The organism is Pseudomonas sp. RIT-PI-AD, assembly GCF_025642785.1.
Lineage (GTDB): Bacteria > Pseudomonadota > Gammaproteobacteria > Pseudomonadales > Pseudomonadaceae > Pseudomonas_T.
The window spans coordinates 1-25,497 of the sequence record NZ_JANZKU010000030.1; the positions used below are offsets into that span (position 1 = coordinate 1).

33 protein-coding genes are annotated in these 25,497 nt (G+C 63.2%); 1 reads left to right on the forward strand and 32 read right to left on the reverse strand.

Annotated features, from left to right (window positions below):
* Positions 1-143: 143 nt before the first annotated feature.
* The 8 genes from OGL92_RS19470 to OGL92_RS19505 all read right to left on the reverse strand — a co-directional run bounded on the left by OGL92_RS19470 (position 144) and on the right by OGL92_RS19505 (position 9,939).
* Positions 144-1,073, reverse strand: a complete 930-nt coding sequence (locus OGL92_RS19470) for an NAD-dependent epimerase/dehydratase family protein (RefSeq protein WP_263146847.1) — start codon at positions 1,071-1,073, stop codon at positions 144-146.
* Positions 1,066-1,950 (reverse strand): NAD(P)-dependent oxidoreductase, encoded by an 885-nt coding sequence (locus tag OGL92_RS19475; protein WP_263146851.1) that lies wholly within the window; start codon positions 1,948-1,950, stop codon positions 1,066-1,068. Before OGL92_RS19475 ends, OGL92_RS19470 begins: the two co-directional genes overlap by 8 nt.
* Positions 1,951-2,133: 183 nt before the next feature.
* Positions 2,134-3,702, reverse strand: coding sequence for an alpha/beta hydrolase-fold protein (locus OGL92_RS19480; protein ID WP_263146854.1), 1,569 nt, complete (start codon positions 3,700-3,702; stop codon positions 2,134-2,136).
* Positions 3,699-6,158, reverse strand: a complete 2,460-nt coding sequence (locus OGL92_RS19485; protein ID WP_263146857.1) for a TonB-dependent siderophore receptor — start codon at positions 6,156-6,158, stop codon at positions 3,699-3,701. The genes OGL92_RS19480 and OGL92_RS19485 overlap by 4 nt, the downstream gene beginning before the upstream one ends.
* Positions 6,159-6,242: 84 nt before the next feature.
* Positions 6,243-7,244 (reverse strand): FecR family protein, encoded by a 1,002-nt coding sequence (locus tag OGL92_RS19490; RefSeq protein ID WP_263146859.1) that lies wholly within the window; start codon positions 7,242-7,244, stop codon positions 6,243-6,245.
* Entirely contained in the window at positions 7,241-7,777 is a 537-nt protein-coding gene (locus OGL92_RS19495; protein ID WP_263146860.1) for a sigma-70 family RNA polymerase sigma factor, read from the reverse strand. The genes OGL92_RS19490 and OGL92_RS19495 overlap by 4 nt, the downstream gene beginning before the upstream one ends.
* Positions 7,778-7,895: 118 nt before the next feature.
* A complete protein-coding gene (locus OGL92_RS19500) occupies positions 7,896-8,393 on the reverse strand; it encodes a single-stranded DNA-binding protein (protein ID WP_263146864.1) in 498 nt (165 codons plus the stop codon).
* Between the two features lie 160 nt (positions 8,394-8,553).
* Entirely contained in the window at positions 8,554-9,939 is a 1,386-nt protein-coding gene (locus OGL92_RS19505) for an MFS transporter (RefSeq protein WP_263146865.1), read from the reverse strand.
* 131 nt (positions 9,940-10,070) lie between these two features.
* On the opposite strand from OGL92_RS19505, the gene uvrA reads away from it, so the two are divergent.
* Positions 10,071-12,905, forward strand: a complete 2,835-nt coding sequence (gene uvrA / locus OGL92_RS19510) for an excinuclease ABC subunit UvrA (RefSeq protein WP_263146866.1) — start codon at positions 10,071-10,073, stop codon at positions 12,903-12,905.
* A gap of 65 nt (positions 12,906-12,970) precedes the next feature.
* On the opposite strand, the gene OGL92_RS19515 is transcribed toward uvrA, so the two are convergent.
* The 24 genes from OGL92_RS19515 to rpsS form a co-directional block, all read right to left on the reverse strand.
* Entirely contained in the window at positions 12,971-14,428 is a 1,458-nt protein-coding gene (locus OGL92_RS19515; protein WP_263146869.1) for a catalase, read from the reverse strand.
* Between the two features lie 161 nt (positions 14,429-14,589).
* Positions 14,590-14,976 carry a 50S ribosomal protein L17 gene (rplQ, locus tag OGL92_RS19520; protein WP_263146871.1) on the reverse strand — a complete coding sequence of 129 codons (387 nt, stop codon included), beginning with the start codon at positions 14,974-14,976 and terminating at the stop codon, positions 14,590-14,592.
* A 44-nt stretch (positions 14,977-15,020) separates the two neighbouring features.
* Complete coding sequence (rpoA, locus tag OGL92_RS19525; protein WP_263146874.1) at positions 15,021-16,022, reverse strand: DNA-directed RNA polymerase subunit alpha; 1,002 nt, start codon at positions 16,020-16,022, stop codon at positions 15,021-15,023.
* A 22-nt stretch (positions 16,023-16,044) separates the two neighbouring features.
* Positions 16,045-16,665 carry a 30S ribosomal protein S4 gene (gene rpsD, locus OGL92_RS19530; RefSeq protein WP_263146876.1) on the reverse strand — a complete coding sequence of 207 codons (621 nt, stop codon included), beginning with the start codon at positions 16,663-16,665 and terminating at the stop codon, positions 16,045-16,047.
* Positions 16,666-16,682: 17 nt separating this feature from the next.
* Positions 16,683-17,072: a 30S ribosomal protein S11 gene (gene rpsK, locus OGL92_RS19535; RefSeq protein ID WP_003093689.1), complete on the reverse strand. Its 390-nt coding sequence runs from the start codon at positions 17,070-17,072 to the stop codon at positions 16,683-16,685.
* Between the two features lie 30 nt (positions 17,073-17,102).
* Positions 17,103-17,459: a 30S ribosomal protein S13 gene (rpsM, locus tag OGL92_RS19540; protein ID WP_263146878.1), complete on the reverse strand. Its 357-nt coding sequence runs from the start codon at positions 17,457-17,459 to the stop codon at positions 17,103-17,105.
* Positions 17,460-17,591: 132 nt separating this feature from the next.
* Positions 17,592-17,708 (reverse strand): 50S ribosomal protein L36, encoded by a 117-nt coding sequence (gene rpmJ, locus OGL92_RS19545; RefSeq protein ID WP_003281814.1) that lies wholly within the window; start codon positions 17,706-17,708, stop codon positions 17,592-17,594.
* A gap of 28 nt (positions 17,709-17,736) precedes the next feature.
* Positions 17,737-19,065: a preprotein translocase subunit SecY gene (gene secY, locus OGL92_RS19550; RefSeq protein WP_263146887.1), complete on the reverse strand. Its 1,329-nt coding sequence runs from the start codon at positions 19,063-19,065 to the stop codon at positions 17,737-17,739.
* The gene (rplO, locus tag OGL92_RS19555) at positions 19,066-19,500 is read right to left on the reverse strand and encodes a 50S ribosomal protein L15 (protein WP_263146890.1); all 435 of its coding nucleotides are present in this window, start codon (positions 19,498-19,500) and stop codon (positions 19,066-19,068) included.
* Positions 19,501-19,503: 3 nt separating this feature from the next.
* Positions 19,504-19,686 carry a 50S ribosomal protein L30 gene (gene rpmD, locus OGL92_RS19560; protein WP_263146893.1) on the reverse strand — a complete coding sequence of 61 codons (183 nt, stop codon included), beginning with the start codon at positions 19,684-19,686 and terminating at the stop codon, positions 19,504-19,506.
* A gap of 2 nt (positions 19,687-19,688) precedes the next feature.
* On the reverse strand, positions 19,689-20,219 hold the full coding sequence (gene rpsE / locus OGL92_RS19565) for a 30S ribosomal protein S5 (RefSeq protein ID WP_263146896.1): 531 nt from the start codon (positions 20,217-20,219) through the stop codon (positions 19,689-19,691).
* 3 nt (positions 20,220-20,222) lie between these two features.
* Positions 20,223-20,573 carry a 50S ribosomal protein L18 gene (rplR, locus tag OGL92_RS19570; RefSeq protein ID WP_263146898.1) on the reverse strand — a complete coding sequence of 117 codons (351 nt, stop codon included), beginning with the start codon at positions 20,571-20,573 and terminating at the stop codon, positions 20,223-20,225.
* A 10-nt stretch (positions 20,574-20,583) separates the two neighbouring features.
* Positions 20,584-21,117 (reverse strand): 50S ribosomal protein L6, encoded by a 534-nt coding sequence (gene rplF, locus OGL92_RS19575; protein ID WP_263146900.1) that lies wholly within the window; start codon positions 21,115-21,117, stop codon positions 20,584-20,586.
* Between the two features lie 12 nt (positions 21,118-21,129).
* On the reverse strand, positions 21,130-21,522 hold the full coding sequence (rpsH, locus tag OGL92_RS19580; RefSeq protein WP_263146901.1) for a 30S ribosomal protein S8: 393 nt from the start codon (positions 21,520-21,522) through the stop codon (positions 21,130-21,132).
* Positions 21,523-21,702: 180 nt separating this feature from the next.
* A complete protein-coding gene (rpsN, locus tag OGL92_RS19585; RefSeq protein WP_263146904.1) occupies positions 21,703-22,008 on the reverse strand; it encodes a 30S ribosomal protein S14 in 306 nt (101 codons plus the stop codon).
* A gap of 13 nt (positions 22,009-22,021) precedes the next feature.
* Positions 22,022-22,561: a 50S ribosomal protein L5 gene (gene rplE, locus OGL92_RS19590; RefSeq protein WP_263146906.1), complete on the reverse strand. Its 540-nt coding sequence runs from the start codon at positions 22,559-22,561 to the stop codon at positions 22,022-22,024.
* A gap of 20 nt (positions 22,562-22,581) precedes the next feature.
* On the reverse strand, positions 22,582-22,896 hold the full coding sequence (gene rplX / locus OGL92_RS19595; RefSeq protein ID WP_263146908.1) for a 50S ribosomal protein L24: 315 nt from the start codon (positions 22,894-22,896) through the stop codon (positions 22,582-22,584).
* Between the two features lie 12 nt (positions 22,897-22,908).
* Positions 22,909-23,277: a 50S ribosomal protein L14 gene (rplN, locus tag OGL92_RS19600; protein WP_016490539.1), complete on the reverse strand. Its 369-nt coding sequence runs from the start codon at positions 23,275-23,277 to the stop codon at positions 22,909-22,911.
* A gap of 11 nt (positions 23,278-23,288) precedes the next feature.
* Positions 23,289-23,555: a 30S ribosomal protein S17 gene (rpsQ, locus tag OGL92_RS19605; protein WP_263146911.1), complete on the reverse strand. Its 267-nt coding sequence runs from the start codon at positions 23,553-23,555 to the stop codon at positions 23,289-23,291.
* 2 nt (positions 23,556-23,557) lie between these two features.
* Entirely contained in the window at positions 23,558-23,749 is a 192-nt protein-coding gene (rpmC, locus tag OGL92_RS19610) for a 50S ribosomal protein L29 (protein WP_057433756.1), read from the reverse strand.
* Complete coding sequence (gene rplP / locus OGL92_RS19615; RefSeq protein WP_111261956.1) at positions 23,749-24,162, reverse strand: 50S ribosomal protein L16; 414 nt, start codon at positions 24,160-24,162, stop codon at positions 23,749-23,751. The genes rpmC and rplP overlap by 1 nt, the downstream gene beginning before the upstream one ends.
* 11 nt (positions 24,163-24,173) lie before the next feature.
* A complete protein-coding gene (gene rpsC / locus OGL92_RS19620) occupies positions 24,174-24,860 on the reverse strand; it encodes a 30S ribosomal protein S3 (protein WP_143490125.1) in 687 nt (228 codons plus the stop codon).
* A 13-nt stretch (positions 24,861-24,873) separates the two neighbouring features.
* Positions 24,874-25,206 carry a 50S ribosomal protein L22 gene (gene rplV / locus OGL92_RS19625; protein WP_003103908.1) on the reverse strand — a complete coding sequence of 111 codons (333 nt, stop codon included), beginning with the start codon at positions 25,204-25,206 and terminating at the stop codon, positions 24,874-24,876.
* Between the two features lie 13 nt (positions 25,207-25,219).
* Positions 25,220-25,495, reverse strand: a complete 276-nt coding sequence (rpsS, locus tag OGL92_RS19630; RefSeq protein ID WP_263146921.1) for a 30S ribosomal protein S19 — start codon at positions 25,493-25,495, stop codon at positions 25,220-25,222.
* Positions 25,496-25,497: the final 2 nt, after the last annotated feature.

Sequence of the window (25,497 nt, forward strand, 5' to 3'; positions counted from 1 at the left end):
AGTGGGCTCGCCGCGACCCTGAAAAATGATGGCGCCATGCTACTGCGGAAGGGCACAGCAGGTCTGTGATGGCCTTCCGCTTCTTGATTCACGGTCAACGTAAAGGCGCAACCAGGTCTCAACGGACCCGGTGCGGAAGCGCCTCAACGGCCCAGCAGGTGCGCCAGGCCGACGGCCAAGGGGGTGGGTTCGGGGAAGTCGAAGCGCGCCAGCAGGCGCCGGTTGTCCGCGCGGGAATGACGGATATCGCCGGGACGCGCCGGTCGATGCTCGATGGCCGGCAATTCGCCAAGCACATCCTTCACCGCCTCAAGCAATTGGTTGAGGCTGATGCTGCGATTGAGCCCGACGTTCACCGCGCCGGGCTCGACCCGCGGATTGAGCAGCGCCTGCCGCAGCACGTCCACCAGATCGCCAATGTAGACGAAATCGCGGGTCTGCTCGCCGTCGCCGAAAATGCTGATCGGCGTACCCGCCAGGGCGCGCTCGGCGAAGATGCTGATCACCCCGGAATACGGCGAGGACGGGTCCTGGCGCGGGCCGAAGATGTTGAAGAAGCGGAAGATCGCCGGCTCCAGGCCATGCTGGCGGCGATAGAAGTCCAGGTAGTGCTCGCTGGCCAGCTTGTCCGCCGCATAGGGCGTCAAGGGCGCCTTGGGCGTGTCCTCGTCCACCGCCAGGCCTTCGCCGTTCTGCCCGTAGACCGCGGCGCTGGAGGCGAACAGCACGCGCCTCACCCCGGCCTGACGCATCGCCTCGCAGAGGTTGAGGGTGCCGATGAAGTTGCTCTGGTGGGTGGCCACGGGATCGTCCACCGAGGCCTGCACCGAGGCCACCGCCGCCAGATGGGCGACCGCCCGGCAACCCTCCACCGCGCGGGCCACCAGGGCGGCGTCGGCGATGTCGCCTTCGATCAGCTCGACCCGCGGGTCGTCCAGCGGCAGGTTGCCGCGCCGGCCCGTGGACAGGTTGTCCAGCACCCGTACCCGAAGGCCGCCGGCCAACAGCGCGTCGGCCAGGTGCGAGCCGATGAAACCGGCTCCGCCGGTGATCAGGATGGGCGCGTCAGACATGGCGGTAATAGCGGTCCAGCAGGCTCGGCAAGCCGCTGCGCCAGGCGCGCGGTTTGATGCCGAAGGTATGCAGGATTTTCTTGCAGGCCAGCACCGCGTGCTGCGGTTCCTCGCCGGCATCGGGGCGCTCGGCGTGGGCCTGGGCGCCGATTTCCTGCGCTCTCAGGGGGCGCAGGTCGCGGGCCTCGCTGAGGATGACCTGGCCCAGCGCCAGGGGCGTCGTGGCTTCCTGGCCCCCGTAGTGGTAGGTCCCCCAGAGCGGCGCCTGGCAGTCGAGCTGCTTGAGTACGGCCAGCATCACCCGCGCGGCATCGTCCACCGGGGTGGGGTTGCCGCGCCGGTCATCGGCCAGGGATACGTCTTCATGGGCCTCGGCGCAGTCGAGCAGGCGGCCGAGCACGCCTTCGCGGCTGTCGTCGAGCAGCCAGCCGAAACGCAACAGCACATGCTTCGGGCAGGCGGCGCGCACGGTCTGCTCGATCCGCCACAGGCTTTGCCCGCGCAGACCCAGCGGCGCCGGCTCGTCCTTCTCGCTGTAAGCGGTGGCGCGGGCGCCGTCGAATACCCGGTAGCTGGAGGGTTGCAGCAGGACCATCGCGTGATGCTGGCAAAGCTCGGCGAGCCGCTCGACCGCGAGCTCCTGGCTGCGGCAGCGCGCCTCGCTCACCGTCTCCGCCTGGAACCAGTCGAAGTAGTAGGCGAGGTTGATCACCACGTCGGGGCGGGTGTCGTCGAGCAATTGGGTCAGGCTGGGCGCGTCCCAGCCGCCCTCGGGCGGGCGCGGGGCGAGGAAGCCGATATCCTCCTCGGCTCCCAAGCGGATCAGCGCCTGCCCCAGGGCATTGCCGCCACCCAATAACATCAGGCGCATTCGCATGGTGGTGCGGGTCACTCCAACGCTGGACCGGCGCGCGGCAAGCGCGGCGACGGTGGCATGAATGGATGATGAAGGGACCGCGGAAAGCGGCCCGAAAGAGCGGTATTGTGCGGATTTTGCGCCTACTCGTCATCCGCTAAGTGCCCGGCTGCGCCCTGGCGCTGCGCAGCCGGGGCTACGGACTCAGCGCGGCCGGGAATTCCCGATCAGCGCCAGCAACCCCTCGGCGAGCGTGCCGCGCCAGTTCAGGTAGTCGTGGCCGCTGGCCCATTCGCGATGCACCACGGAGTAGCCCTTGGCGCGCAGCACGTCGCGCAGGTGGCGGGTGGTGTCGAAGATCCCGGCCTGGCCGTGGCCCTGTTCGAACTGCCCGGCTTCCAGGTAGAAGCGAATCGGCAGCCGCGGCGCCTCGACATAGCGCCGGGTCAGCCATTCCGGCTCCTGCTCGGGCGGCGCCCACCAATAGGAACCCGACTGGCTGAGGACGTTGCCGAATACCGCCGGGTACTCCAGGGCGACATAGGACGACGCCAGCCCGCCATAGCTCGAACCGGCCACCACCGTCCGCGCCGCGGGCGCCTCGATGCCTTGCGTGCGCAACCAGGGCCGCAGTTCTTCGGCAAGGAAACGGGCGAACGTCGGATTGCCGGGCAGCTCGGCGGCCCGCGCTTCGGGGCTGGGATTGTCGATCAGTACCGCGGCGGTCGGTGGCAATTCGCCGGCGGCGATCAGGTTGTCGAGGATCGTCGGCGTCGGCACCTTGTTCAGATAGGCCTCGGCGTCGAACAGGTAGAGCAGGTGGTTGTCGCGCGCCCGGGGGCGGTAGCCAGCGGGCCGGTAGAGGTAGACCGCCCGCCGGTTACCCAGCAGTCGGCTGTCGAACAGATGCCGCTCCAGGCTGCCCTTCGCCACTCCCGGCCGCGCCGCCACCCAGGGCTGCGGCGGCGCGTCGGCGAGCGCCAGCACCGAGTCGAACTGGAACGGGTCCGCCCCGCGCGCCGGATAGGCCTGCGGGTTGAGCGGATCGGCCTGGGCGGTGGCGAGGATGGCCCGGCGCCGCGTGCCGGGATCGGCGTTCAGCTCGGGCACGTCGGGCGCCAGTTGGTAGGACAGCCGGGTCTGCCGCGGCAGGCGGAAGGTGACGTACCAGACGTCCGAGTCGCCGAGGCGACGCAGCGCTGCATGGTCGTAGCCCGGCCCGCCGAACAGGCGCACGTTGCGCCGGGCACCGCGCCAGAGGAAGGTCACCCAGTCCTCGTTCGCACCGGCCGGCTCGACCAGGGGCGTGCCCCGCGCCCGCATCTCCTGCCAGAACGCGGCACTGCCGCCGCCCTTCAGCAACTCGGTGCGCAAGGCGCGCAGGCGCGGGCTGTCGAGTTCCGCCAGGGGCGCCTGCTGCGCCGCCAGCGGCACCGGCGCGGCCAGGGCAAGGCGGTAGGCCGCGCCCGGTGCCCCGCTCAGGAGCAGGCGATAGGCGCCATCGGCCGGCGCGACCATCTGGAACGCCCGACGGCCGTCGTCGGCGCCGACCAGCCGGCGCAGGTGCCGATCCCCGGCATCGCGCACATCCAATTGCAGGCCGCGTTCGGGCAATTCGCCGCTGAGGTAGTCGTCCCGGCTCAGGGACAGGGTCAGCCGCTGCGTTCCCTCGTCGTCGAGATGGCCTTCGTAGACAGGCGCGGGCTCGCCCGCCTGGGCCATGCCGGCCAGCGCCCCCAGCAGCAGGGCGACGCCAATGGACGGCCGGCTCACCAGGCGTAGCTCAGGCTGGCGGTCAGGATGCGGCTCGAGCCATAGAAGCAGGAGTCGCTGCCGGCGCAGGAGGCGGCGTAGCGCTTGTCCGTCAGGTTGCTGGCATTGAGTTGCAGCGAGGTCCCCCGGAGGGCGGGCGCCAGGCGATCCAGCTCGTAGCCGAGCATGGCGTCGAACAGGGTCACCGCGTCCACTTTGTAGGTGTTGCGCGCATCGCCGAAGCTGGAACCCACGTAGCGCGCGCCGCCGCCGATGGACAGGCCGGCCAGGCCCAACCCGTCGAGGTGGTAGGTGCCCCACAGGGCGGCCAGGTGATTGGGTTGGCGCGCCGGCTGCTTGCCTTTCACGCCGGACTGGGCGGTCTCGGTCACCTCCGGCTTCACGTAGGTGTAGGAGCCGACCAGGTCCAGGGCCTCGCCGAGCTGGCCACGGGCCTCGAACTCCAGGCCATGGGAGCGCACCTCGCCGTTCTGCACGTTGTAGCCGAGGTTGCTGTCCCAGGCGCTGACGTTGCGCTGAGTAAGGTCGAACCAGGACAGGGTGAACAGGCTATCGGTACCCACCGGTTGATACTTCACGCCGACCTCGGTCTGCTTGCCGGTGGTGGGCTTGAAGGGCGCGCTGCCGGGTGCGCCGCTGCTCAGCTCGGGCTCGAAGGAGGTGCTGTAGCTGACATAGGGCGAAACGCCGTTATCGAAGGCGTAGAGCAGGCCGGCGCGGCCGGTGAACTCGTCGTCCTTCACCCGGACCCGGGTATCGGCCAGGTGGTTGTCGGTGGTCACTTCGGAGCGATCGTGGCGACCACCGAGCATCAGGCTCCAAGCGCCCAGCTCGATCTGGTCCTGCAGGTAACCGCCCAGTTGCTCGGCGCGCTGGGTATCGTCGCCGATCAGGCTCAGCGCGCCGACCGGCACGCCATACACCGGGTTGCGCACGTCGAGCAGGTAGCGGTCGCGCCAGTTCAGGTCGCGAGTGGTGTCGGTGTCCAGGTGGGTACGCTTGTAGTCGACCCCGGCCAACAGCGTGTGGGTCAAGGGCCCGGTCTGCAGGTCGAGCTGCACCTGGTTATCCACCACGAATTGCTCGAGGTCCTCCGTGGAAGCCGAGGGCGCCCGTCGCAAGGCGCTGCCGTCGGCGGTCATGGCCATGAACACCATCTGCTTGTAGTCGCCCCGTTCCCGCAGATAGCGCAGGTTCTGGCGGACGCTCAGGAGGTCGTTGAAGCGATGCTCGAACTGGTAGCCGAGGGACGACTCCTCGCGCCTGGAGTGGTAGAAGTCCGGATCGCCGACATCGAAGTGCCGGGGCAGGCGCCCGTTGCGCCCATCGTTGGCCACCCCTTCGGTGGGCCAGAAGTTGCGGTAGCCGGCGTCTGGATCGTGCTGGTAGTAACCCAGCAGGGTCAGACGGGTATCCTCGTCGGGCTGCCAGGTCAGCGAGGGGGCGAAAGCCTGGCGCTCCTCGTCCACATGGTCGACTTCCGCCTGGCCCTTGCTGAGCACGCCATTCAGGCGATACAGCAGCGAACCCTCAGCGCCAAGGCCGCCGTTGAGGTCGAAGGCGCCGCGCACCCGCGAATCGCTGCCGACGCCCACTTGCAAGGCGTTGCGCGCCTGGGTCGAGGGCCGCTTGCTGACCATGCTCAGCAGGCCGCCGGGGTTGGCCTGGCCATAGAGCACCGAGGCCGGGCCGTGGATCAGCTCGACCCGCTCGAGCATCCAGGGATCGATCTGCGAGCGCGATTCGCCACCGAAGCTGAGGCCATCCAGGTAGGTGGGCGCATAGCCGAAACCACGCACGAAGACTTCGTCCACCCGCCGCGACGACCCGCGGTATTCGCTGAACACACCGCTGGAATAGCGCAACGCCTGGGCCACGTCGGTCACGGCCTGATCGTCCATCTGGTCGCGGGTGACCACCGAGATGCTCTGTGCGGTCTTCACCAGTGGCGTATCGGTCTTGGTCGCGGCCGCGCTGCGCTCCGCCAGGTAACCCTCCAGCGGCCCGCCGGCGCTTTGTCCGCTGGCGTGCACTGCGGTCGCGTCCACCTCCAGCGCGCCGCCGCTCGGCGGGATCTCGCGCAGGATGTAGACCCCGCCGCCGCTGGGCACGGCCTCCAGGCCGGTGCCACGCAAAAGCGCCTGGAAGCCATCGGTGACCGGCCACTGGCCCGCGAGGCCGGCGGTACGCTTGCCGCCGACCAGGCCCGGCGGCAGCGACAGGCTGACCCCGGCCTGCTCGGCGTAGGTCGCCAGCGCGTCGTCCAGCGGGCCGGCGGGAATCGAATAGCGCCGCTCGGCCACCTGCGACGAGGGTTGCGCCAGGGCCGACGGCAGGGCGAGCGGAAGCCCGCTCGACAGCAGGGTCAGCAGCACGCCACGGCGAACCGCGATGGAGGTCGGACACAGGGTGAAAGCAGACCGGGCAACGGTCGGTCGAAGAATGATCGGCAACATGAAGGGCTCGTGGTGGCGTGAGGGCAGGTATTCGCTGCCTTGACACGCGAGAACCGCAAAGGGGACAGCACGGCGTGAATTTTTTCAGGCGGGCAACAGGCTGACCCAATAGCGCGTCAGGTAACGCACCCGGACCGGCAACACCTGGGACAGGCTGTCGAGGACCGCAGTGGTCTGGGCCAACTGGTAGCTGCCGGTGAGGGGCAGGTCGGCCACGGCGGGATCGCAGGTCAGTACGCCGGGGCGGTAGCGCTGCAACTCCGCGACGAAATCGCCCAGGCGCATGCGCTCGACATGCAGCACGCCGCGGGTCCAGGCATCCGTGTGCCGGGCAGCCGGGGACGGCGCCCCGACCTTGCCGCCGGCGAAGGACAGCGCCTGCCCGGCGGTCAGCGCGGCCAGCGCACGCGTGCCGCCGTTGGCCCATACCTCGACTTGCCCCGCATACACCCTGAGCAGGCTGCCGCCGGCCTCCTGGCGCAGGCTGAAGCGTCCCGCCTGGGTGCGCACGCATCCATCGTCGCTCTCCACGACGAACGGACGAGTCGCGTCGTCCGGCACCGGGCTCGCGCCGCGCGCCCGCGCGCCTCCCGCGCCTCCCGCGCCCGCTTGGGCGACTTCGACGAGCACCGCTCCACGCCAGAGCCTCACGCGACGGCAGCGCGCGTCGTAGCGCACGTCCACCGCACTGGCGGTATCCAGGTACAGCCTCGAGCCGTCGTCGAGCATGTGGTTCGCCTGCTCGCCGGTCACCGTGCGGTAATCGGCCAGCCAATACTGGGAGGCCGCCTGGCGATACCCCAGTCCACCCAGGCCTGCGACACCGGCAGCGATCATTAGCGATTTCAGCACCTCGCGCCGGGCCAGGCGGCGCCGGCCGAGCACCGGCCTGGCGTACGCCAGGGGAACCTGCCCGAAACGCTGGCTGACCCATAACGCACGCTGCCAGGCCGCCTCGTGGTCGGCATGACTGGCGCGCCAGCGGATGCAGGCCTCGTGATCGGTGGCGGTGGCCTCCGGCTCCTGGAGCAGAAGAAACCATTCGGCGGCCTGCTGGATCACCCCGGGGTCCAGGGTCGTGCTCACGGGGAAACCCGCATGCAATGCGCCAGCCCCTGGGCCACGTAGCGTTTCACACTGCGTTCGCAGACCGCCAGCCGCCGTGCGATCTCGCCGTAGCTCAGGCCCTCGAGCTGGGCCAGCAGGAACGCCTCGCGCACGCGCCCGGACAACCCGTCGAGCATCACGTCGATCGCGTGCAGTGCCTCGACGATGATCAGTTGCCGCTCAGGGGATGGCTGTTCCGCCTCCGGGACCTGCGCCAGCGCCTGCAACCAGGCGCGCTCGAGCGCTTGCCGCCGGTAATGGTTGCACAGTACCCGCTTGGCCACAGTGGTGAGATAGGCCCGGGGTTCGTGCAGGGTGTCCAGGCGCAGCGGCCGCTCCGTCGCGGCGACGGCCACCAGCACCCGCACGAAGGTGTCCTGGGCCAGATCGGCCGCCTCGCACACATTGCCGATACGCGCCTGCAACCAGCCGCACAGCCACCGGTGATGATGAAAATAGAGCGAACCGACGTCGTGACTCGCCGACGTTTCGGCTGGGGGCGATGCGGGCACGGCAGCTCCGAAATCAATCAAGAATAATTCTCAATTCTATCCATTCGCTCAGCCGCCGCGCAATTCGTCCCGGAAACGAAAAAGCCCGCGCGAGGCGGGCTTTCCGGAACGAAAACCGTCAGAACGGAATGTCGTCGTCGAAGCTGTCGTAGTCGGGCGCAGGCTGTTGCGGCGCGGCTTGCGGGGCCGGGCGCGACTGCGGGGCCTGCTGCTGGGGATCGCGTTGCGGGCGCGGGGCACGCTGCTGAGGCGCTGCGTCGCCCTCGTTGCCGCCACGACCGCCGAGCATTTGCATGCTGCCGTTCATGTCGACGACGATCTCGGTGGTGTAGCGCTTGACGCCGTCCTTTTCCCATTCGCGGGTCTGCAGGCGGCCCTCGACGTACACCTGCGAGCCCTTGCGCAGGTACTCGCCGGCGATCTCGGCGAGCTTGCCGAAGAACACCACGCGGTGCCATTCGGTGCGTTCCTGCTGCTGGCCGGTCTGCTTGTCCTTCCAGCTGTCGCTGGTGGCCAGGGTGATGTTGGTCACCGCGTTACCGTTCGGCAGGTAGCGGGTCTCGGGATCGCCGCCGACGTTGCCGACCAGAATGACTTTGTTAACCCCACGGGCCATAGCGTTCTCCTGTGTGCCTGCCGCGCTTCGACCGATGCTGACGGGAAGTCCGGCTCAGGCAGTGCTGTTGATCGTTCGAGGCCTGTCGCCTCGTATGGGTTCGAAAGAGCGGCTGGCCCATGTCGCCGCCGTGCTCGAGGGCTCGGCAGCGGACCGGCCGTCAGTGTGCGCCGGTCGGTTCGATCAGGCGATCCAGGGCCGCGCGATCCACTTGTTGGGTATCCAGCTTGATGTACAGGGCGGCCTCTTCGGCCACCACCACGGCATCCGCAACGCCCGGTACCGCCCGTAGGCGCTCGGCGAGCCCAACGTCCTGAAGCGCCACGACGGAAAGTGGCAGACGCAGGCTGGTGACATAGGGCGGTTCGCGCATAGTAGCAGCAAAAACCAACCAGAGCAGGGACAGCGCGGCGCAGCCGAGGAACACCGTCGCCAGCCCACCATGCTGGAACAGCCAGCCGCCAAGGATGCCGCCGAGGGCCGCGCCGAGGAACTGGCTGGTGGAATAGACCCCCATCGCCGTGCCCTTGCCGCCGGCCGGCGCGACCTTGCTGATCAGCGATGGCAACGAGGCTTCGAGCAGGTTGAACGCGGTGAAGAACAGGATGGTGCCCAGCACCAGCGCCCGCAGGTTATCGCCGAAGGCCCAGAAGAACAGCTCGCACAGCACCAGTACGCTCACCGCGCCGAGCAGCACGCGCTTCATCCGGCGTTTCTTCTCGGCATAGATGATGAACGGCACCATGCCGAAGAACCCCACCAGCAAGGCAGTCAGGTAGACCCACCAGTGCTGCTCCTTGGGCAGGCCGCCGCGCTCCACCAACGCCAGCGGCAAGGCGACGAAGCTGGCCATGAGCACGGCGTGCAAGGCCAGGATGCCGAAATCCAGGCGCAGCAGGTCGGGGTGGCGCAGGGTCGGCAGCAAGGCTTGGCGCGCGACGCCCGACTCGCGATGTTGCAGCGGCCCGGCCGCCCGCGGCACCACCAGCGCCACCACGCCCATGCCGAACAGGGCCATGGCGGCGGTTGCCCAGAATAGCCCGGCGAGGCCGAAGGCGCGGGTCAGCAGCGGACCGACCACCATCGCCACGGCGAAGGACAGGCCGATGCTCATGCCGATCATCGCCATCGCCTTGGTCCGGTGCTGCTCGCGGGTGAGGTCGGAAAGCAGCGCCATCACCGCCGCGGAGATCGCGCCGGCCCCTTGCAGCACCCGACCGGCGATCACGCCCCAGATGGAATCGGCGTTCGCCGCCAGCACCGCGCCGGCGGCGAAGACCAGCAAGCCGAGGTAAATCACCGGCAGGCGGCCGACCCGATCGGCCAGAATGCCGAAGGGAATCTGCAGCACCGCCTGGGTCAGGCCATAGGCGCCGATGGCCAGGCCGATCAGCGCAGGGGTTGCACCGGCGAGGTCCTGCCCATATGTAGCAAGGACCGGAAGCACCATGAACATGCCGAGCATACGGAAGGCGAACACCAGGGCCAACCCACCCGCCGCGCGGGTCTCGCCGGCGCTCATGCGTTCGATGTGCGGATCGTGCATGGAATAACCTCATCAAAACCGGCGGCGATTCTAGCAGTCCAACTTACGCTGGCACAGCAGCGTCGCTTTGCCGCAGACCTTGGGCAAACCCTTATACTCGCGGGTTTCCCGCCCGCCACAGCGAGGCTGTTTTGGACAAGATCCTGATCCGTGGGGCGCGAACCCACAATTTGAAAAACATCGACCTGACCCTGCCGCGCGACAAACTCATCGTGATCACCGGACTGTCGGGCTCAGGGAAGTCCTCGCTGGCGTTCGATACCCTGTATGCCGAGGGCCAGCGCCGCTACGTGGAATCGCTGTCGGCCTATGCGCGGCAGTTCCTCTCGATGATGGAAAAGCCCGACGTCGACACCATCGAAGGCCTTTCCCCGGCGATCTCCATCGAGCAGAAGTCCACTTCCCACAACCCAAGGTCCACCGTCGGCACCATCACCGAAATCTACGACTACCTGCGCCTGCTCTACGCGCGGGTGGGTATCCCGCGCTGCCCCGATCACGACACCCCGCTCGAAGCGCAGACCGTCAGCCAGATGGTCGACCAGGTCCTGACCCTCCCCGAGGGCAGCAAGCGCATGCTGCTGGCGCCGATCATCCGCGAGCGCAAGGGCGAGCACCTCTCGGTGTTCGAGGAAATGCGCGCCCAAGGCTTCGTGCGCGCCCGGGTCAACGGCAAGCTCTACGAACTCGACGAGTTGCCGAAGCTCGACAAGCAAAAGAAACACTCCATCGACGTGGTGGTCGACCGCTTCAAGGTGCGCGCCGATCTGCAGCAGCGCCTGGCGGAATCCTTCGAGACCGCGCTGAACCTGGCCGATGGCATCGCCCTGGTCGCGCCCATGGACGACGAGACCGGAGAGGAAACGATCTTCTCCGCGCGCTTCGCCTGCCCGATCTGCGGTCATTCGATCAGCGAGCTGGAACCCAAGCTGTTCTCCTTCAACAACCCCGCCGGCGCCTGCCCCACCTGCGACGGCCTCGGCGTGAAGCAGTTCTTCGACGCCAAGCGCCTGGTCAACGGCGAGCTCACGCTGGCGGAAGGCGCGATCCGTGGCTGGGACCGGCGCAACGTCTACTACTTCCAGATGCTCGGCTCGTTGTCCGCGCACTACGGCTTCAGCCTGGAGGAACCCTTCGAAAGCCTGCCGGCAGAGCAGCAGAAGACCCTGCTCTACGGCTCCGGCCGGGAAAGCGTGGGCTTCCGCTACCTCAACGACCGTGGCGACATCGTCAAGCGTAACCACCCCTTCGAGGGCATCATCCCCAACCTGGAACGCCGCTACCGGGAAACCGAGTCGCAGACCGTGCGCGAAGAGCTGGCCAAGTTCCTCAGCACCCAGCCCTGCCCGGACTGCCGCGGTACGCGCTTGCGCCGCGAGGCCCGCCACGTGTGGGTCGGCGAGAAGACCCTGCCGGCGGTGACCGGCCTGCCGGTGGGCGAGGCCAGCGGCTATTTCGCCGGCCTCGCCCTGACCGGGCGGCGCGGCGAGATCGCCGACAAGATCCTCAAGGAAATCCGCGAACGCCTGCAATTCCTGGTCAACGTCGGCCTCGACTACCTGACCCTCGACCGCAGCGCCGATACCCTGTCCGGCGGCGAGGCGCAGCGCATCCGTCTGGCCAGCCAGATCGGCGCGGGCCTGGTCGGGGTCATGTACATCCTCGACGAGCCCTCCATCGGCCTGCACCAGCGCGACAACGAACGCCTGCTGGCCACCCTCACCCACCTGCGCAACCTGGGCAACACGGTGATCGTGGTGGAGCACGACGAGGACGCCATCCGCCTGGCCGACTACGTGGTGGACATCGGCCCCGGCGCGGGCGTGCACGGCGGACGGATCGTCGCCGAGGGCACGCCGGACGAGGTGATGAACCATCCCGACTCGCTGACCGGCAAATACCTGTCGGGGCGCGTGAAGATCGCGGTGCCGGCCAAGCGTACGCCGCGCGACAAGAAACTGGTGCTCAAGCTCAAGGGCGCGCGGGGCAACAACCTGCAGAAGGTCGACCTGGAAATCCCGGTAGGGCTGTTCACCTGCATCACCGGGGTGTCCGGCTCGGGCAAATCGACGCTGATCAACAACACGCTGTTCCCGATCACCGCGACTGCCCTCAACGGCGCGACCACCCTGGAAGCGGCGGCCTACGACAGCTTCTCCGGCATGGAGCACCTGGACAAGGTGGTGGATATCGACCAGAGCCCCATCGGTCGCACGCCTCGCTCCAACCCGGCGACCTACACCGGCCTGTTCACGCCGATCCGCGAGCTGTTCTCCGGGGTTCCGGAAGCGCGTTCGCGGGGCTACGGACCGGGGCGTTTCTCCTTCAACGTCAAGGGTGGGCGCTGCGAGGCGTGCCAGGGCGACGGCGTGATCAAGGTGGAAATGCACTTCCTGCCCGATATCTACGTGCCCTGCGACGTGTGCAAGGGCAAACGCTACAACCGCGAAACCCTGGAGGTGAAGTACAAAGGCAAGAGCATCACCGAGGTGCTCGACATGACCATCGAGGAAGCCCGCCAGTTCTTCGACGTCGTGCCGGCCTTGGCGCGCAAGCTGCAAACCCTGATCGACGTCGGGCTTTCGTACATCAAGCTGGGGCAGAGCGCGACCACCCTTTCCGGTGGCGAGGCGCAGCGGGTCAAGCTGTCGCGGGAATTATCGAAGCGCGACACCGGCAAGACCCTGTACATCCTCGACGAACCCACCACCGGCCTGCATTTCGCCGACATCCAGCAGTTGCTCGACGTGCTGCACCGCCTGCGCGATCACGGCAATACCGTGGTGGTCATCGAGCACAACCTGGACGTGATCAAGACCGCTGACTGGCTGGTGGACCTCGGCCCCGAAGGCGGTTCCAAGGGCGGACAGATCATCGCCACCGGCACGCCGGAGCAAGTGGCGGCGAATGCCAAGTCCTACACCGGGCACTTCCTCAAACCGCTGCTGGAGCGGGACAAGGCATGAGCCCTCGATAGCCGATTGAAAAGCCGGATCCAGGTCCGGCTTTTTCATGCCCGGAGCGGCCCGATTCACTGCACTTCGTTGGGTTCGATCCCCAGTCCCCGCGCCACGCCCTCGCCATAGGCCCGGTCCGCCTTGAGGAAATGCCCGATCTGGCGAAGCTGGATCGATCGCGACACCCCGCCCATCGCCGCCACCAGGTTGCCGATCAGCAGGTTCTTCTGCTCCACCGTCATCAGGCGGAACAGCGCACCGGCCTGGCTGTAGTAATCGTCGTCCTCACGATGGTCATATCGATCCGCCGCCCCCTTCAGCGCCAATGCCGGCTCGCGGAATTCAGGCGCCTGACGCGGCGTGCCGGCCTGGCTGTTGGGTTCGTAATTGGGTGCTGCGCCGCCATTTCCGTCGAAACGCATGGCGCCGTCGCGCTGATAGTTCTGGTAGGGGCAGCGCGGCGCGTTCACCGGTAACTGCTGGTGGTTGGTGCCGATGCGGTAGCGGTGGGCATCCGCATAGGCGAACACGCGGCCCTGTAACATGCGATCCGGCGACAGGCCAATGCCGGGAATCAGGTTGCTCGGCGCGAACGCCGCCTGCTCCACCTCGGCGAAATAATTCAGTGGGTTACGGTTGAGCTCGAGTTCGCCGACTTCGATCAAGGGAAAATGCTTCTGCGACCAGGTTTTGGTCACATCGAAAGGATTCTCGGGGTGGGCCGCCGCCTGGGCTTCGCTCATCACCTGCACGCAGACTCGCCACTTCGGATAATCGCCGCGCTCGATGGCCTCGAACAGATCGCGCTGGGCGTAATCGGGATCGCTGCCGGCCAAGCGCTGGGCGTCGGCCGGCAACAGGTTGCGGATGCCCTGGCGAGTCTTGAAGTGCCACTTCACCCAATGCCGTTCGCCCTCTGCATTGATCAGACTGAACGTATGGCTGCCGAACCCGTGCATGAAGCGATAACCATCCGGTATGCCGCGGTCAGAGAAAAGAATGGTCACCTGGTGCAGCGACTCGGGGGACAGCGACCAGAAGTCCCACATCGCCTCGGCGCTCTTCAGGTTGGTTTGCGGCAGGCGCTTCTGGGTATGAATGAAGTCCGGGAATTTGAGCGGATCGCGAATGAAGAACACCGGCGTGTTGTTACCGACGAGATCCCAGTTGCCCTCCTCGGTATAGAACTTCAACGCGAAGCCCCGCGGATCGCGCTCGGTATCCGCCGAGCCACGCTCGCCGCCCACGGTGGAGAAGCGCAGGAACACCGGGGTCTGCTTGCCGACTTCCTGGAACGGTCGGGCCCGGGTCAACCGCGATATGTCACGGGTATCCGTAAAGGTACCGTAGGCGCCCGAACCCTTGGCATGCACGCGCCGCTCGGGGATCACTTCGCGATTGAAGTGCGCGAGCTTTTCCACCAAGTGGAAGTCGTCGAGCAGCAGCGGGCCGCGTTCGCCCGCGGTGCGTGAATTCTGGTTGTCGGCGACAGGCGCTCCATTCGCCAGGGTGAGCGTGGGCTGATGCGTCATACGTACTTCCTCTTACCGTTGTGCTTGACCGGATATGGAGGAATTATCGAAAGCGCCGCTCTAAATAGAAAATTTATTAAACAAAACGAATCAATAGTTAAAACACAAAAAATGAACATAAAAAAACCGGACCTAGGTCCGGTTTCTCAAGACGCGAAGTCTTATTCCGCTGCTTCGACCTGCCCGGTAACCGGACGATCGACCAACTCGACGTACGCCATAGGCGCGTTGTCGCCTGCACGGAAGCCGCACTTCAGGATGCGCAAATAGCCGCCCTGACGATTGGCGTAACGCTTGCCCAGGTCGTTGAACAGCTTGCCGACGATGGCTTTCGAACGGGTACGGTCGAATGCCAGGCGACGGTTGGCCACGCTGTCTTCCTTGGCCAGGGTGATCAGCGGCTCGGCGACGCGACGCAGTTCCTTGGCTTTCGGCAGGGTGGTTTTGATCAGTTCGTGCTCGAACAGCGACACTGCCATGTTCTGAAACATCGCTTTGCGGTGTGCGCTGGTGCGGCTCAGATGACGGCCACTTTTACGATGACGCATGATTGAAATTCCTTACCAAACCTTGAGTTCGGTGATTACGACGATCAGGCAGTCGCCTTGTCGTCCTTCTTCAGACTTGCCGGCGGCCAGTTGTCGAGGCGCATACCGAGGGACAGACCACGGGAAGCCAGAACGTCCTTGATTTCGGTCAGGGACTTCTTGCCCAGGTTCGGCGTCTTCAACAACTCCACTTCGGTACGCTGAATCAGGTCGCCGATGTAATAGATGTTTTCTGCTTTCAGGCAGTTGGCCGAACGCACGGTCAGCTCGAGATCGTCGACAGGACGCAACAGGATCGGATCGATCTCGTCTTCCTGTTCGATCACGACCGGCTCACTGTCACCCTTGAGGTCGACGAACGCGGCCAACTGCTGTTGCAGGATGGTCGCGGCACGGCGGATGGCCTCTTCGGGATCCAGGGTACCGTTGGTCTCGAGATCGATAACCAGCTTGTCCAGGTTAGTGCGTTGCTCGACACGGGCGTTTTCCACCACGTAAGCCACACGACGGACCGGGCTGAAGGAAGAGTCGAGCTGCAAGCGACCGATGCTGCGGCTTTCGTCTTCATCGCTCTGACGCGCATCGGCCGGTTCGTAGCCACGGCCACGAGCGACTTTGAGCCTCAGGTTCAGCGAACCATTTTCCGCCATGTTGGCAATGACGTGGTCGCCATTGACGATTTCGACATCATGATCCAGCTGAATATCGGCAGCAGTGACCACGCCCGAACCCTTCTTCACCAGGTTCAGCGTTACTTCGTCACGGCCGTGCAGCTTGATAGCCAGACCTTTCAGGTTGAGCAGGATCTCGATGACATCTTCCTGCACGCCTTCGATGGCGCTGTACTCGTGGAGCACGCCATCGATTTCGGCCTCGACTACTGCACAGCCAGGCATGGAGGACAACAGGATGCGACGCAGCGCGTTGCCCAGGGTATGGCCAAATCCGCGCTCGAGAGGCTCGAGCGTGATTTTGGCGCGGGTCGGACTGACTACCTGCACGTCGATATGACGGGGTGTCAGAAACTCATTTACCGAACTCTGCATGGATGCACCTATTTTCTAGCCCTTACTTGGAGTAGAGCTCGACAATCAGGTTTTCGTTGATGTCGGCAGACAGATCGCCACGAGCCGGCACGCTCTTGAACACGCCGGACTTCTTCTCGGCGTCCACTTCGACCCACTCAACGCGACCGCGCTGGGCATTCAGCTCGAGAGCCTGAGCGATGCGCAGCTGGTTCTTGGACTTCTCGCGAATAGCGACCACGTCACCCGGCTTCACCTGGTAGGACGGGATATTCACGGTCTGACCGTTGACGCTGATGGTCTTGTGGGAAACCAGCTGGCGCGATTCGGCGCGAGTGGCACCGAAGCCCATGCGATAAACCACGTTATCGAGACGGCATTCCAGCAGTTGCAGCAGGTTCTCGCCGGTAGCGCCCTTCTTACGGGCCGCTTCCTTGTAATAACCGCTGAACTGACGCTCCAGCACACCGTAGATACGACGCACTTTTTGCTTTTCACGCAGCTGGGTGCCGTAGTCGGACAAGCGACCGCGACGAGCGCCGTGCTGGCCGGGAGCCTGCTCGATGTTGCACTTGGATTCGAGCGCACGCGCACCGCTCTTCAGAAAGAGGTCAGTGCCTTCGCGACGGGACAGTTTGCATTTGGGACCAATGTAACGAGCCATTTCTCACTGTCTCCTGATTACACGCGACGCTTCTTCGGCGGACGGCACCCGTTGTGCGGGATGGGCGTCACGTCGGTGATGCTGGCGATTTTGTAACCGCAGGCGTTCAGTGCACGCACGGCGGATTCGCGACCCGGACCGGGACCCTTGACGTTCACGTCGAGGTTCTTCAGACCGTATTCCAATGCAGCTTGACCGGCACGCTCGGCAGCCACCTGGGCAGCGAACGGAGTGCTCTTACGCGAGCCGCGGAAGCCGGAACCACCGGAAGTCGCCCAGGAAAGCGCGTTACCCTGGCGATCGGTGATGGTCACGATGGTGTTGTTGAAAGACGCGTGGATATGGGCGATCCCATCGACCACTGTCTTTTTGACTTTTTTACGAGGACGAGCAGCTGGCTTAGCCATGACTTAATTCCTGTCGATTCGCGGGCGCAATTACTTGCGGATCGGCTTACGCGGGCCCTTACGGGTACGCGCGTTGGTCTTGGTACGCTGACCACGAACCGGCAAGCCGCGACGGTGACGCAGACCGCGGTAGCAGCCCAGATCCATCAGACGTTTGATGTTCATGTTGATTTCGCGACGCAGATCACCTTCGGTGGTCAGCTTCGCGACTTCACCGCGCAGTTGCTCGATCTGCTCGTCGGAGAGATCCTTGATCTTAGCCGCCGGATTCACGCCAGTGGCTGCGCAGATGCTCTGCGCCTTGGTGCGACCAACACCGTAGATGTAGGTCAGCGAGATAACAGTATGCTTGTTATCCGGAATGTTGACGCCTGCAATACGGGCCATTCAGTGAAACTCCAATTGACAGCTACCTACGCCCCGGAAGCCAAGAAAAGGGCGCGAGATATTAGCGCTGTAATAACAAATAATCAACCCGGCAGCGCACTAGCTACCGGGCTCAAAACGCGTTGTTCACACTCAGCCTTGGCGCTGTTTGTGACGCGGTTCCGCGCTGCAGATCACGCGAACGACACCGTCGCGACGGATGATCTTGCAGTTGCGGCACAGCTTCTTCACCGATGCACGAACTTTCATCACCAACTCCTCTAACCTTACGGACAAATCAGCGGAGCATGCCGCTGCCATAGCCCTTCAGGTTGGCTTTCTTCATCAGGGATTCGTACTGGTGCGAAACGAGGTGGGATTGCACTTGGGCCATAAAGTCCATGACAACCACAACAACGATCAGCAACGAGGTCCCGCCAAGGTAGAACGGAACGTTGGCCGCAACCACCAGGAACTGGGGAAGCAAGCAAACGGCCGTCATGTACAGAGCACCGAACAGGGTCAAGCGAGTCAGCACGTTATCGATATAGCGCGCGGACTGTTCGCCTGGACGGATACCCGGAATAAAGGCACCGGACTTCTTCAGGTTTTCCGCTACGTCCTTGGGGTTGAACATCAATGCCGTATAGAAGAAGCAGAAGAAAATGATCCCTGCACTAAACAGCAAGATGTTCAGCGGTTGCCCGGGCGCAATTGCCTGCGAAAGATCCTGCAGCCAACTCATGCCTTCGGACTGGCCGAACCAAGAACCCAACGATGCCGGAAACAGCAGGATGCTACTGGCGAAAATCGCGGGGATGACCCCAGCCATGTTCACCTTCAGAGGCAAGTGGCTGGTCTGCGCTGCGAAGACCTTGCGGCCTTGCTGACGCTTGGCGTAATGCACGGCGATACGCCGCTGACCACGCTCGATGAACACCACGAAACCTATGATCGCAACCGCCAGAAGCCCGATGGCGATCAGCGCGAAGATGTTGATATCGCCCTGACGGGCAGACTCGAAAGACTGCCCTATCGCCCTCGGCAATCCAGCCACGATGCCCGCGAAGATCAGCATCGATATGCCATTGCCCACGCCGCGCTCGGTGATCTGCTCGCCCAACCACATCATGAACATCGCGCCCGCCACGAAAGTGGTGACCGCCACGAAGTAGAAGCCGAAATCAGCCGAGAACGCGACCCCCTGCCCCGCCAGACCAAGGGACATGCCGATGGCCTGGACGCAGGCGAGGATCATTGCGCCGTAGCGGGTGTACTGGCTGATCTTGCGACGGCCAGACTCCCCTTCCTTTTTCAACTGCTCCAGTTGCGGACTCACGGCTGTCATCAGCTGCATGATGATCGAGGCCGAAATGTACGGCATGATCCCCAATGCAAAGATGCTCATCCGCTCAAGCGCACCGCCGGAAAACATGTTGAACAGGCTAAGAATGGTCCCCTCGTTCTGTCGAAACAGGTCGGCCAGCCGGTCAGGGTTTATTCCAGGCACTGGAATGTGTGCGCCGATCCGGTAGACGATGATCGCCAGGAACAGGAAACGCAGTCGAGCCCAGAGCTCGGATAACCCGCCATTGCTGAGCGCGGAGAGAGCACCTTGCTTAGCCATTTAGTCCTCGAACTTGCCGCCAGCTGCTTCGATAGCCGCGCGCGCACCTTTGGTGGCGGCGATACCTTTCAGGGTTACCGCGCGAGCAACATCCCCGGACAGCATGATTTTCACACGCTGCACGTTCTGGTTGATCACGTTGGCATCCTTGAGCGCCTGCAGAGTGACGACATCGCCTTCCACCTTGGCCAGCTCGGACGTACGCACTTCTGCGCGATCCATGGCCTTGAGGGAAACGAAGCCGAACTTGGGCAGACGGCGATGCAGCGGCTGTTGACCACCCTCGAAGCCGGGAGCGACCTTGCCGCCGGAGCGGGAAGTCAGACCTTTGTGACCACGGCCACCGGTCTTGCCCAGACCGCTACCGATGCCACGACCCGGACGGTGCTTCTCGCGACGGGCACCCGGCGCGGAACGCAGATCGTTCAGTTTCATGGATTAACCCTCAACGCGCAGCAGGTAGTAAGCCTTGTTGATCATGCCGCGATTTTCAGGAGTGTCCTGAACCTCGACGGTATGACCGATACGACGCAGGCCGAGACCCTTGACGCAGGCTTTGTGATTGGCCAGACGGCCACTCACGCTCTTGATCAGCGTGACTTTGACAGTAGCGTTAGCCATGATCAGAGAATCTCCTCGATGCTCTTGCCACGCTTGGCGGCCACGGACTCGGGCGACTGCATGTGCTTCAGACCCTTGAAGGTGGCGTAAACGACGTTCACCGGGTTGGTGGAGCCATAGCACTTCGCCAGAACGTTCTGCACACCAGCCACTTCCAGCACGGCGCGCATGGCACCGCCGGCGATGATACCGGTACCGTCGGACGCAGGCTGCATGTAGACCTTGGAAGCGCCATGGGCAGACTTCACCGGATACTGCAGGGTGGTGCCGTTCAGGTCGACCTGGATCATGTTGCGGCGCGCGGCTTCCATCGCCTTCTGGATCGCAGCGGGTACTTCGCGGGACTTGCCACGACCGAAGCCAACGCGACCCTTGCCATCACCAACCACGGTCAGCGCGGTGAAGGTGAAGATACGACCACCCTTCACGGTCTTGGCAACGCGGTTAACCTGAATCAGCTTCTCGACATAACCTTCGTCGCGGTTATCGTCACGACTGTCGCGGCTGTCGCGTCTTTGCTCGTTATTTGCCATAACTTAGAACTCCAGCCCGCCTTCACGAGCAGCATCAGCCAGCGCTTTCACACGGCCGTGGTACTTGAAGCCAGAACGGTCGAACGCCACCTGAGTGACGCCAGCGGCTTTCGCGCGCTCAGCGACCAGTTGACCGACTTTCTTGGCCGCGTCGACATTGCCGGTGGCGCTGTCACGCAGTTCTTTGTCCAAAGTCGAGGCGCTGGCCAGGACTTGGCTGCCGTCGGCCGAAAGGACCTGGGCGTACATGTGCTGGGAAGAGCGGTACACGCAGAGGCGTACGGTTTCCAGCTCGCGCATTTTCAGGCGTGCCTTACGAGCACGACGCAGACGAGTTTCTTTCTTTACGCTCATTTGCTATGCCCTACTTCTTCTTAGCTTCTTTACGACGGACGACTTCGTCCGAGTAACGTACGCCCTTACCTTTGTAAGGCTCTGGCGGACGGAAGTCGCGGATCTCGGCGGCCACTTGACCTACCAGCTGCTTGTCGATGCCCCGGATCAGGATATCGGTTTGGCTGGGAGTCTCAGCGGTAACGCCTTGCGGCAGTTCATAGTCCACCGGATGCGAGAAGCCGAGAGCGAGGGACAGCACTTGACCCTTGGCCTGCGCCTTGTAACCAACGCCCACCAGCTGGAGCTTGCGCTCGAAGCCCTGGCTGACGCCGACTACCATGTTATTGACCAGTGCACGCGTGGTGCCGGCCATCGCCCTGTTCTGCTGATCGCCATTGCGGGCAGCGAAACGAAGCTCACCAGAATCCTGGATCACCTCTACGGACGGATGTACGTTCAGTTCGAGAGCGCCCTTGGCACCCTTCACCGAGAGCTGCTGGCCGGCGAGTTTTACTTCGACGCCTGTAGGCAGCTTGACGGGGTTCTTAGCAACGCGAGACATGCTTATCCCCCCTTAGAACACTGTGCAAAGCACTTCGCCACCGACACCAGCAGCGCGGGCAGCACGATCGGTCATCACACCTTTATTGGTGGACACGATCGACACGCCCAGACCGCCACGGACTTTCGGCAACTGGTCGACGGATTTGTACTGGCGCAGGCCAGGACGACTGACGCGCTTGAGTTCTTCGATAACCGGACGGCCTTCGAAATACTTCAGCTCGATGGACAGCAGCGGCTTGGCGTCGCTGGTGACCTGATAACCCGAAATGTAACCTTCGTTCTTGAGAACGCTGGCCACAGCCACCTTCAACGTGGAGGACGGCATGCTTACGACGGACTTTTCAGCCATCTGGGCATTACGGATACGAGTTAGCATGTCCGCTAACGGGTCCTGCATACTCATGGGCTAGTAGCTCCTAATACAAAAGAATCAGCCTTGCGGCTTCGTGTCATCCAGACGCCGAAAACGAGCAGGCTCTGGAGAGCCGGTCATTCTAGAGACCAGCCATAAATGAATCAAGCCCCAAAAGGGGCTTGATTCACATCGGCTCGAGTGGAGAGGACATCTCTCCACCAGGGCGAATTACCAGCTGGCTTTCACCAGACCCGGTACATCGCCACGCATTGCCGCTTCACGCAATTTGTTACGGCCGAGACCGAACTTGCGATAGACGCCATGCGGACGCCCGGTGATGCGGCAGCGATTGCGCAAGCGCGAGGCGCTGGCGTCACGCGGCTGCTTCTGCAGGGCTACCTGGGCTTCCCAACGCTGCTCCGCAGAGGTTTCGGGATTGGCGATGGTAGCTTTCAGCTCGGCACGCTTCTTAGCGTACTTCGCCACCGTTTGCTGACGCTTCAGCTCACGGTTCTTCATGCTCTGTTTGGCCATATTCCTACTCCAATCAGTTGCGGAACGGGAAGTTGAAGGCGCGCAACAAGGCGCGGCCTTCATCGTCGGTACGGGCAGTAGTGGTCAGGGTGATATCCAGACCACGCAGCGCATCGATCTTGTCGTAATCGATTTCCGGGAAGATGATCTGCTCTTTCACGCCCATGCTGTAGTTGCCGCGACCATCGAAGGACTTGGCATTCAAGCCACGGAAGTCACGCACCCGCGGCAGGGAGATGGACAGCAGACGATCGAGGAACTCGTACATCCGATCGCGGCGAAGGGTTACCTTGACACCGATCGGCCAGCCTTCGCGAACTTTGAAGCCCGCGATGGATTTCCGAGCGTGAGTCACGACGACTTTCTGACCGGTGATCTTTTCCAGGTCGGCAACCGCGTTCTCGATGATTTTCTTGTCACCGATCGCTTCGCCGAGACCCATGTTCAGGGTGATCTTGGTGATACGCGGAACTTCCATCACGTTGTTCAGCTGAAGTTCTTCCTTCAGCTTGGGCGCAATTTCTTTCCGATACAGCTCTTTTAGTCGTGCCATGGTGTTCTACCTAGCAGTGCTCAAGCATCGACGGCTTTCTGGGTCGACTTGAAGACACGAATTTTTTTGCCTTCCTCTACCTTGAAACCAACGCGATCAGCTTTGTTGGTTTCGGCATTGAAGATGGCCACGTTGGAGACGTGCAGAGGCGCCTCCTTCTCGACGATACCGCCTTGAACGCCCGACATCGGGTTCGGCTTGGTATGGCGCTTCACCAGGTTGATCCCGGCGACGACCAGACGGTCGTCCACGAGTACCTTGAGCACCTTGCCACGCTTGCCCTTGTCCTTGCCGGCGATGACGATGATCTCGTCGTCACGACGAATCTTTTGCATGACGGCTTCTCCTTACAGCACTTCAGGGGCGAGCGAGACGATTTTCATGAACTTCTCAGAACGAAGCTCACGAGTCACGGGCCCGAAGATGCGGGTGCCGATAGGCTCCTGCTTGTTGTTCAGCAGAACAGCAGCGTTGCCATCGAAACGGATGATGGAGCCGTCCGGACGACGCACGCCGTGCTTGGTACGGACCACTACCGCGGTCATCACCTGGCCTTTCTTGACCTTGCCGCGCGGAATCGCTTCCTTCACGGTCACCTTGATGATGTCGCCGATGCCTGCGTAGCGGCGATGCGAACCACCCAGGACTTTGATGCACATGACACGGCGTGCACCGCTGTTATCGGCCACTTCGAGCATGGATTGAGTCTGAATCATGGTTTCTCACCTCAAACTACAACGGCGCGCTCGACGACTTCCACCAGGGCCCAAGCCTTGGTTTTAGCCAGCGGACGAGTCTCGCGGATGGTGACCAGGTCACCAGTGCGGCATTGGTTGGTCTCGTCGTGGGCGTGCAACTTGGTCGAACGCTTCACGTACTTACCGTAGATCGGGTGCTTGACGCGACGCTCGATCAGCACGGTGATGGTTTTGTCCATCTTGTCGCTGACGACACGGCCAGTCAGCGTACGGACGGTTTTCTCAGCTTCAGCCATGATCACTTACCTGCCTGCTGGTTGAGCACAGTCTTCACGCGAGCGATGTCACGCTTAACTTGCGAGAGCAGGTGAGACTGCCCCAACTGGCCAGTCGCTTTCTGCATGCGCAGATTGAACTGGTCGCGCAGCAGGCCGAGCAATTGCTCGCTCAGCTGTTGCGCCGATTTCTCACGAAGTTCATTCGCTTTCATCACATCACCGTCCGCTTAACAAAGGAGGTGGCGAGCGGCAGCTTTGCAGCAGCCAGGGCGAATGCCTCACGCGCCAGCTCTTCGGAAACACCCTCGATCTCGTACAGGACCTTGCCCGGCTGAATCTGGGCTACCCAGTACTCGACGCCACCCTTACCTTTACCCATCCGAACTTCGAGGGGCTTCTTGGTGACAGGCTTGTCGGGGAACACACGAATCCAGATCTTGCCGCCACGCTTGACGTGACGGGTCAAGGCACGACGGGCGGCCTCGATCTGGCGTGCGGTCAGACGGCCACGAGCAACAGCTTTCAGAGCAAATTCGCCGAAGCTGACTTTGCTACCGCGCTGAGCCAGGCCACGGTTGTGGCCGGTCATTTGCTTGCGGAACTTCGTACGCTTAGGTTGCAGCATGTGCGTACTCCTTACTTAGCAGCTTTTTTACGAGGCGCGGGCGCTACCGGCTTCAGTTCTTCCTGGCGGCCACCAATGACCTCGCCTTTGAAGATCCAAACCTTCACACCGATCACACCGTAGGTGGTGTGCGCTTCGTAGGTTGCATAGTCGATATCGGCACGCAAGGTGTGCAGAGGCACACGACCTTCGCGATACCACTCGGTACGAGCGATTTCAGCACCGCCCAAACGACCGCTTACCTGGATCTTGATGCCTTTGGCACCAATACGCATGGCGTTCTGCACGGCACGTTTCATGGCACGGCGGAACATCACACGACGCTCAAGCTGCTGAGCCACGCTTTGCGCAACCAGCATGCCGTCGAGCTCGGGACGGCGGATTTCTTCGATGTTGATGTGCACGGGCACACCCATCTGTTTGGTCAGGTCCTGACGCAGCTTCTCAACATCTTCACCTTTCTTGCCGATCACGATGCCGGGACGAGCGGTGTGGATGGTGATACGTGCTGTTTGAGCCGGACGATGGATATCGATACGGCTGACGGACGCGCTTTTTAATTTGTCTTGGAGATACTCACGGACCTTCAGGTCGGCGAACAGGTAATCCGCATAGGTGCGTTTATCTGCGTACCAAACGGAGGTGTGCTCCTTGACGATTCCCAGGCGAATGCCAGTGGGATGTACTTTCTGACCCATCTGAACGACTCCGTTACTTGTCCGCAACCTTGACAGTGATATGGCAAGACCGCTTGACGATGCGATCAGCGCGGCCTTTGGCACGCGGCATGATGCGCTTCAGCGAACGCCCCTCGTTGACGAAGACCGTGGAAACCTTGAGGTCGTCCACGTCAGCGCCTTCGTTGTGCTCGGCGTTGGCAACGGCCGACTCCAGCACTTTTTTCATGATCTCGGCGGCTTTCTTACTGCTGAAAGCCAGGAGGTTGAGCGCTTCGCCCACCTTCTTCCCGCGGATCTGGTCGGCGACCAAGCGGGCTTTCTGGGCGGAGATGCGAGCGCCCGACAGCTTAGCGGCTACTTCCATCTTTCCTTACCCCTTAACGCTTGGCTTTCTTATCCGCCGCGTGCCCACGATAAGTGCGGGTACCGGCGAACTCGCCCAGTTTGTGACCGACCATGTCTTCGTTCACCAGAACGGGGACGTGTTGACGGCCATTGTGTACAGCGATGGTCAGACCGACCATTTGCGGCAGAACGATGGAACGGCGCGACCAGGTCTTAACCGGTTTGCGATCGTTCTTTTCCACCGCCACTTCGATCTTCTTCAGTAGGTGAAGATCAATAAACGGACCTTTTTTCAGAGAACGCGGCACTG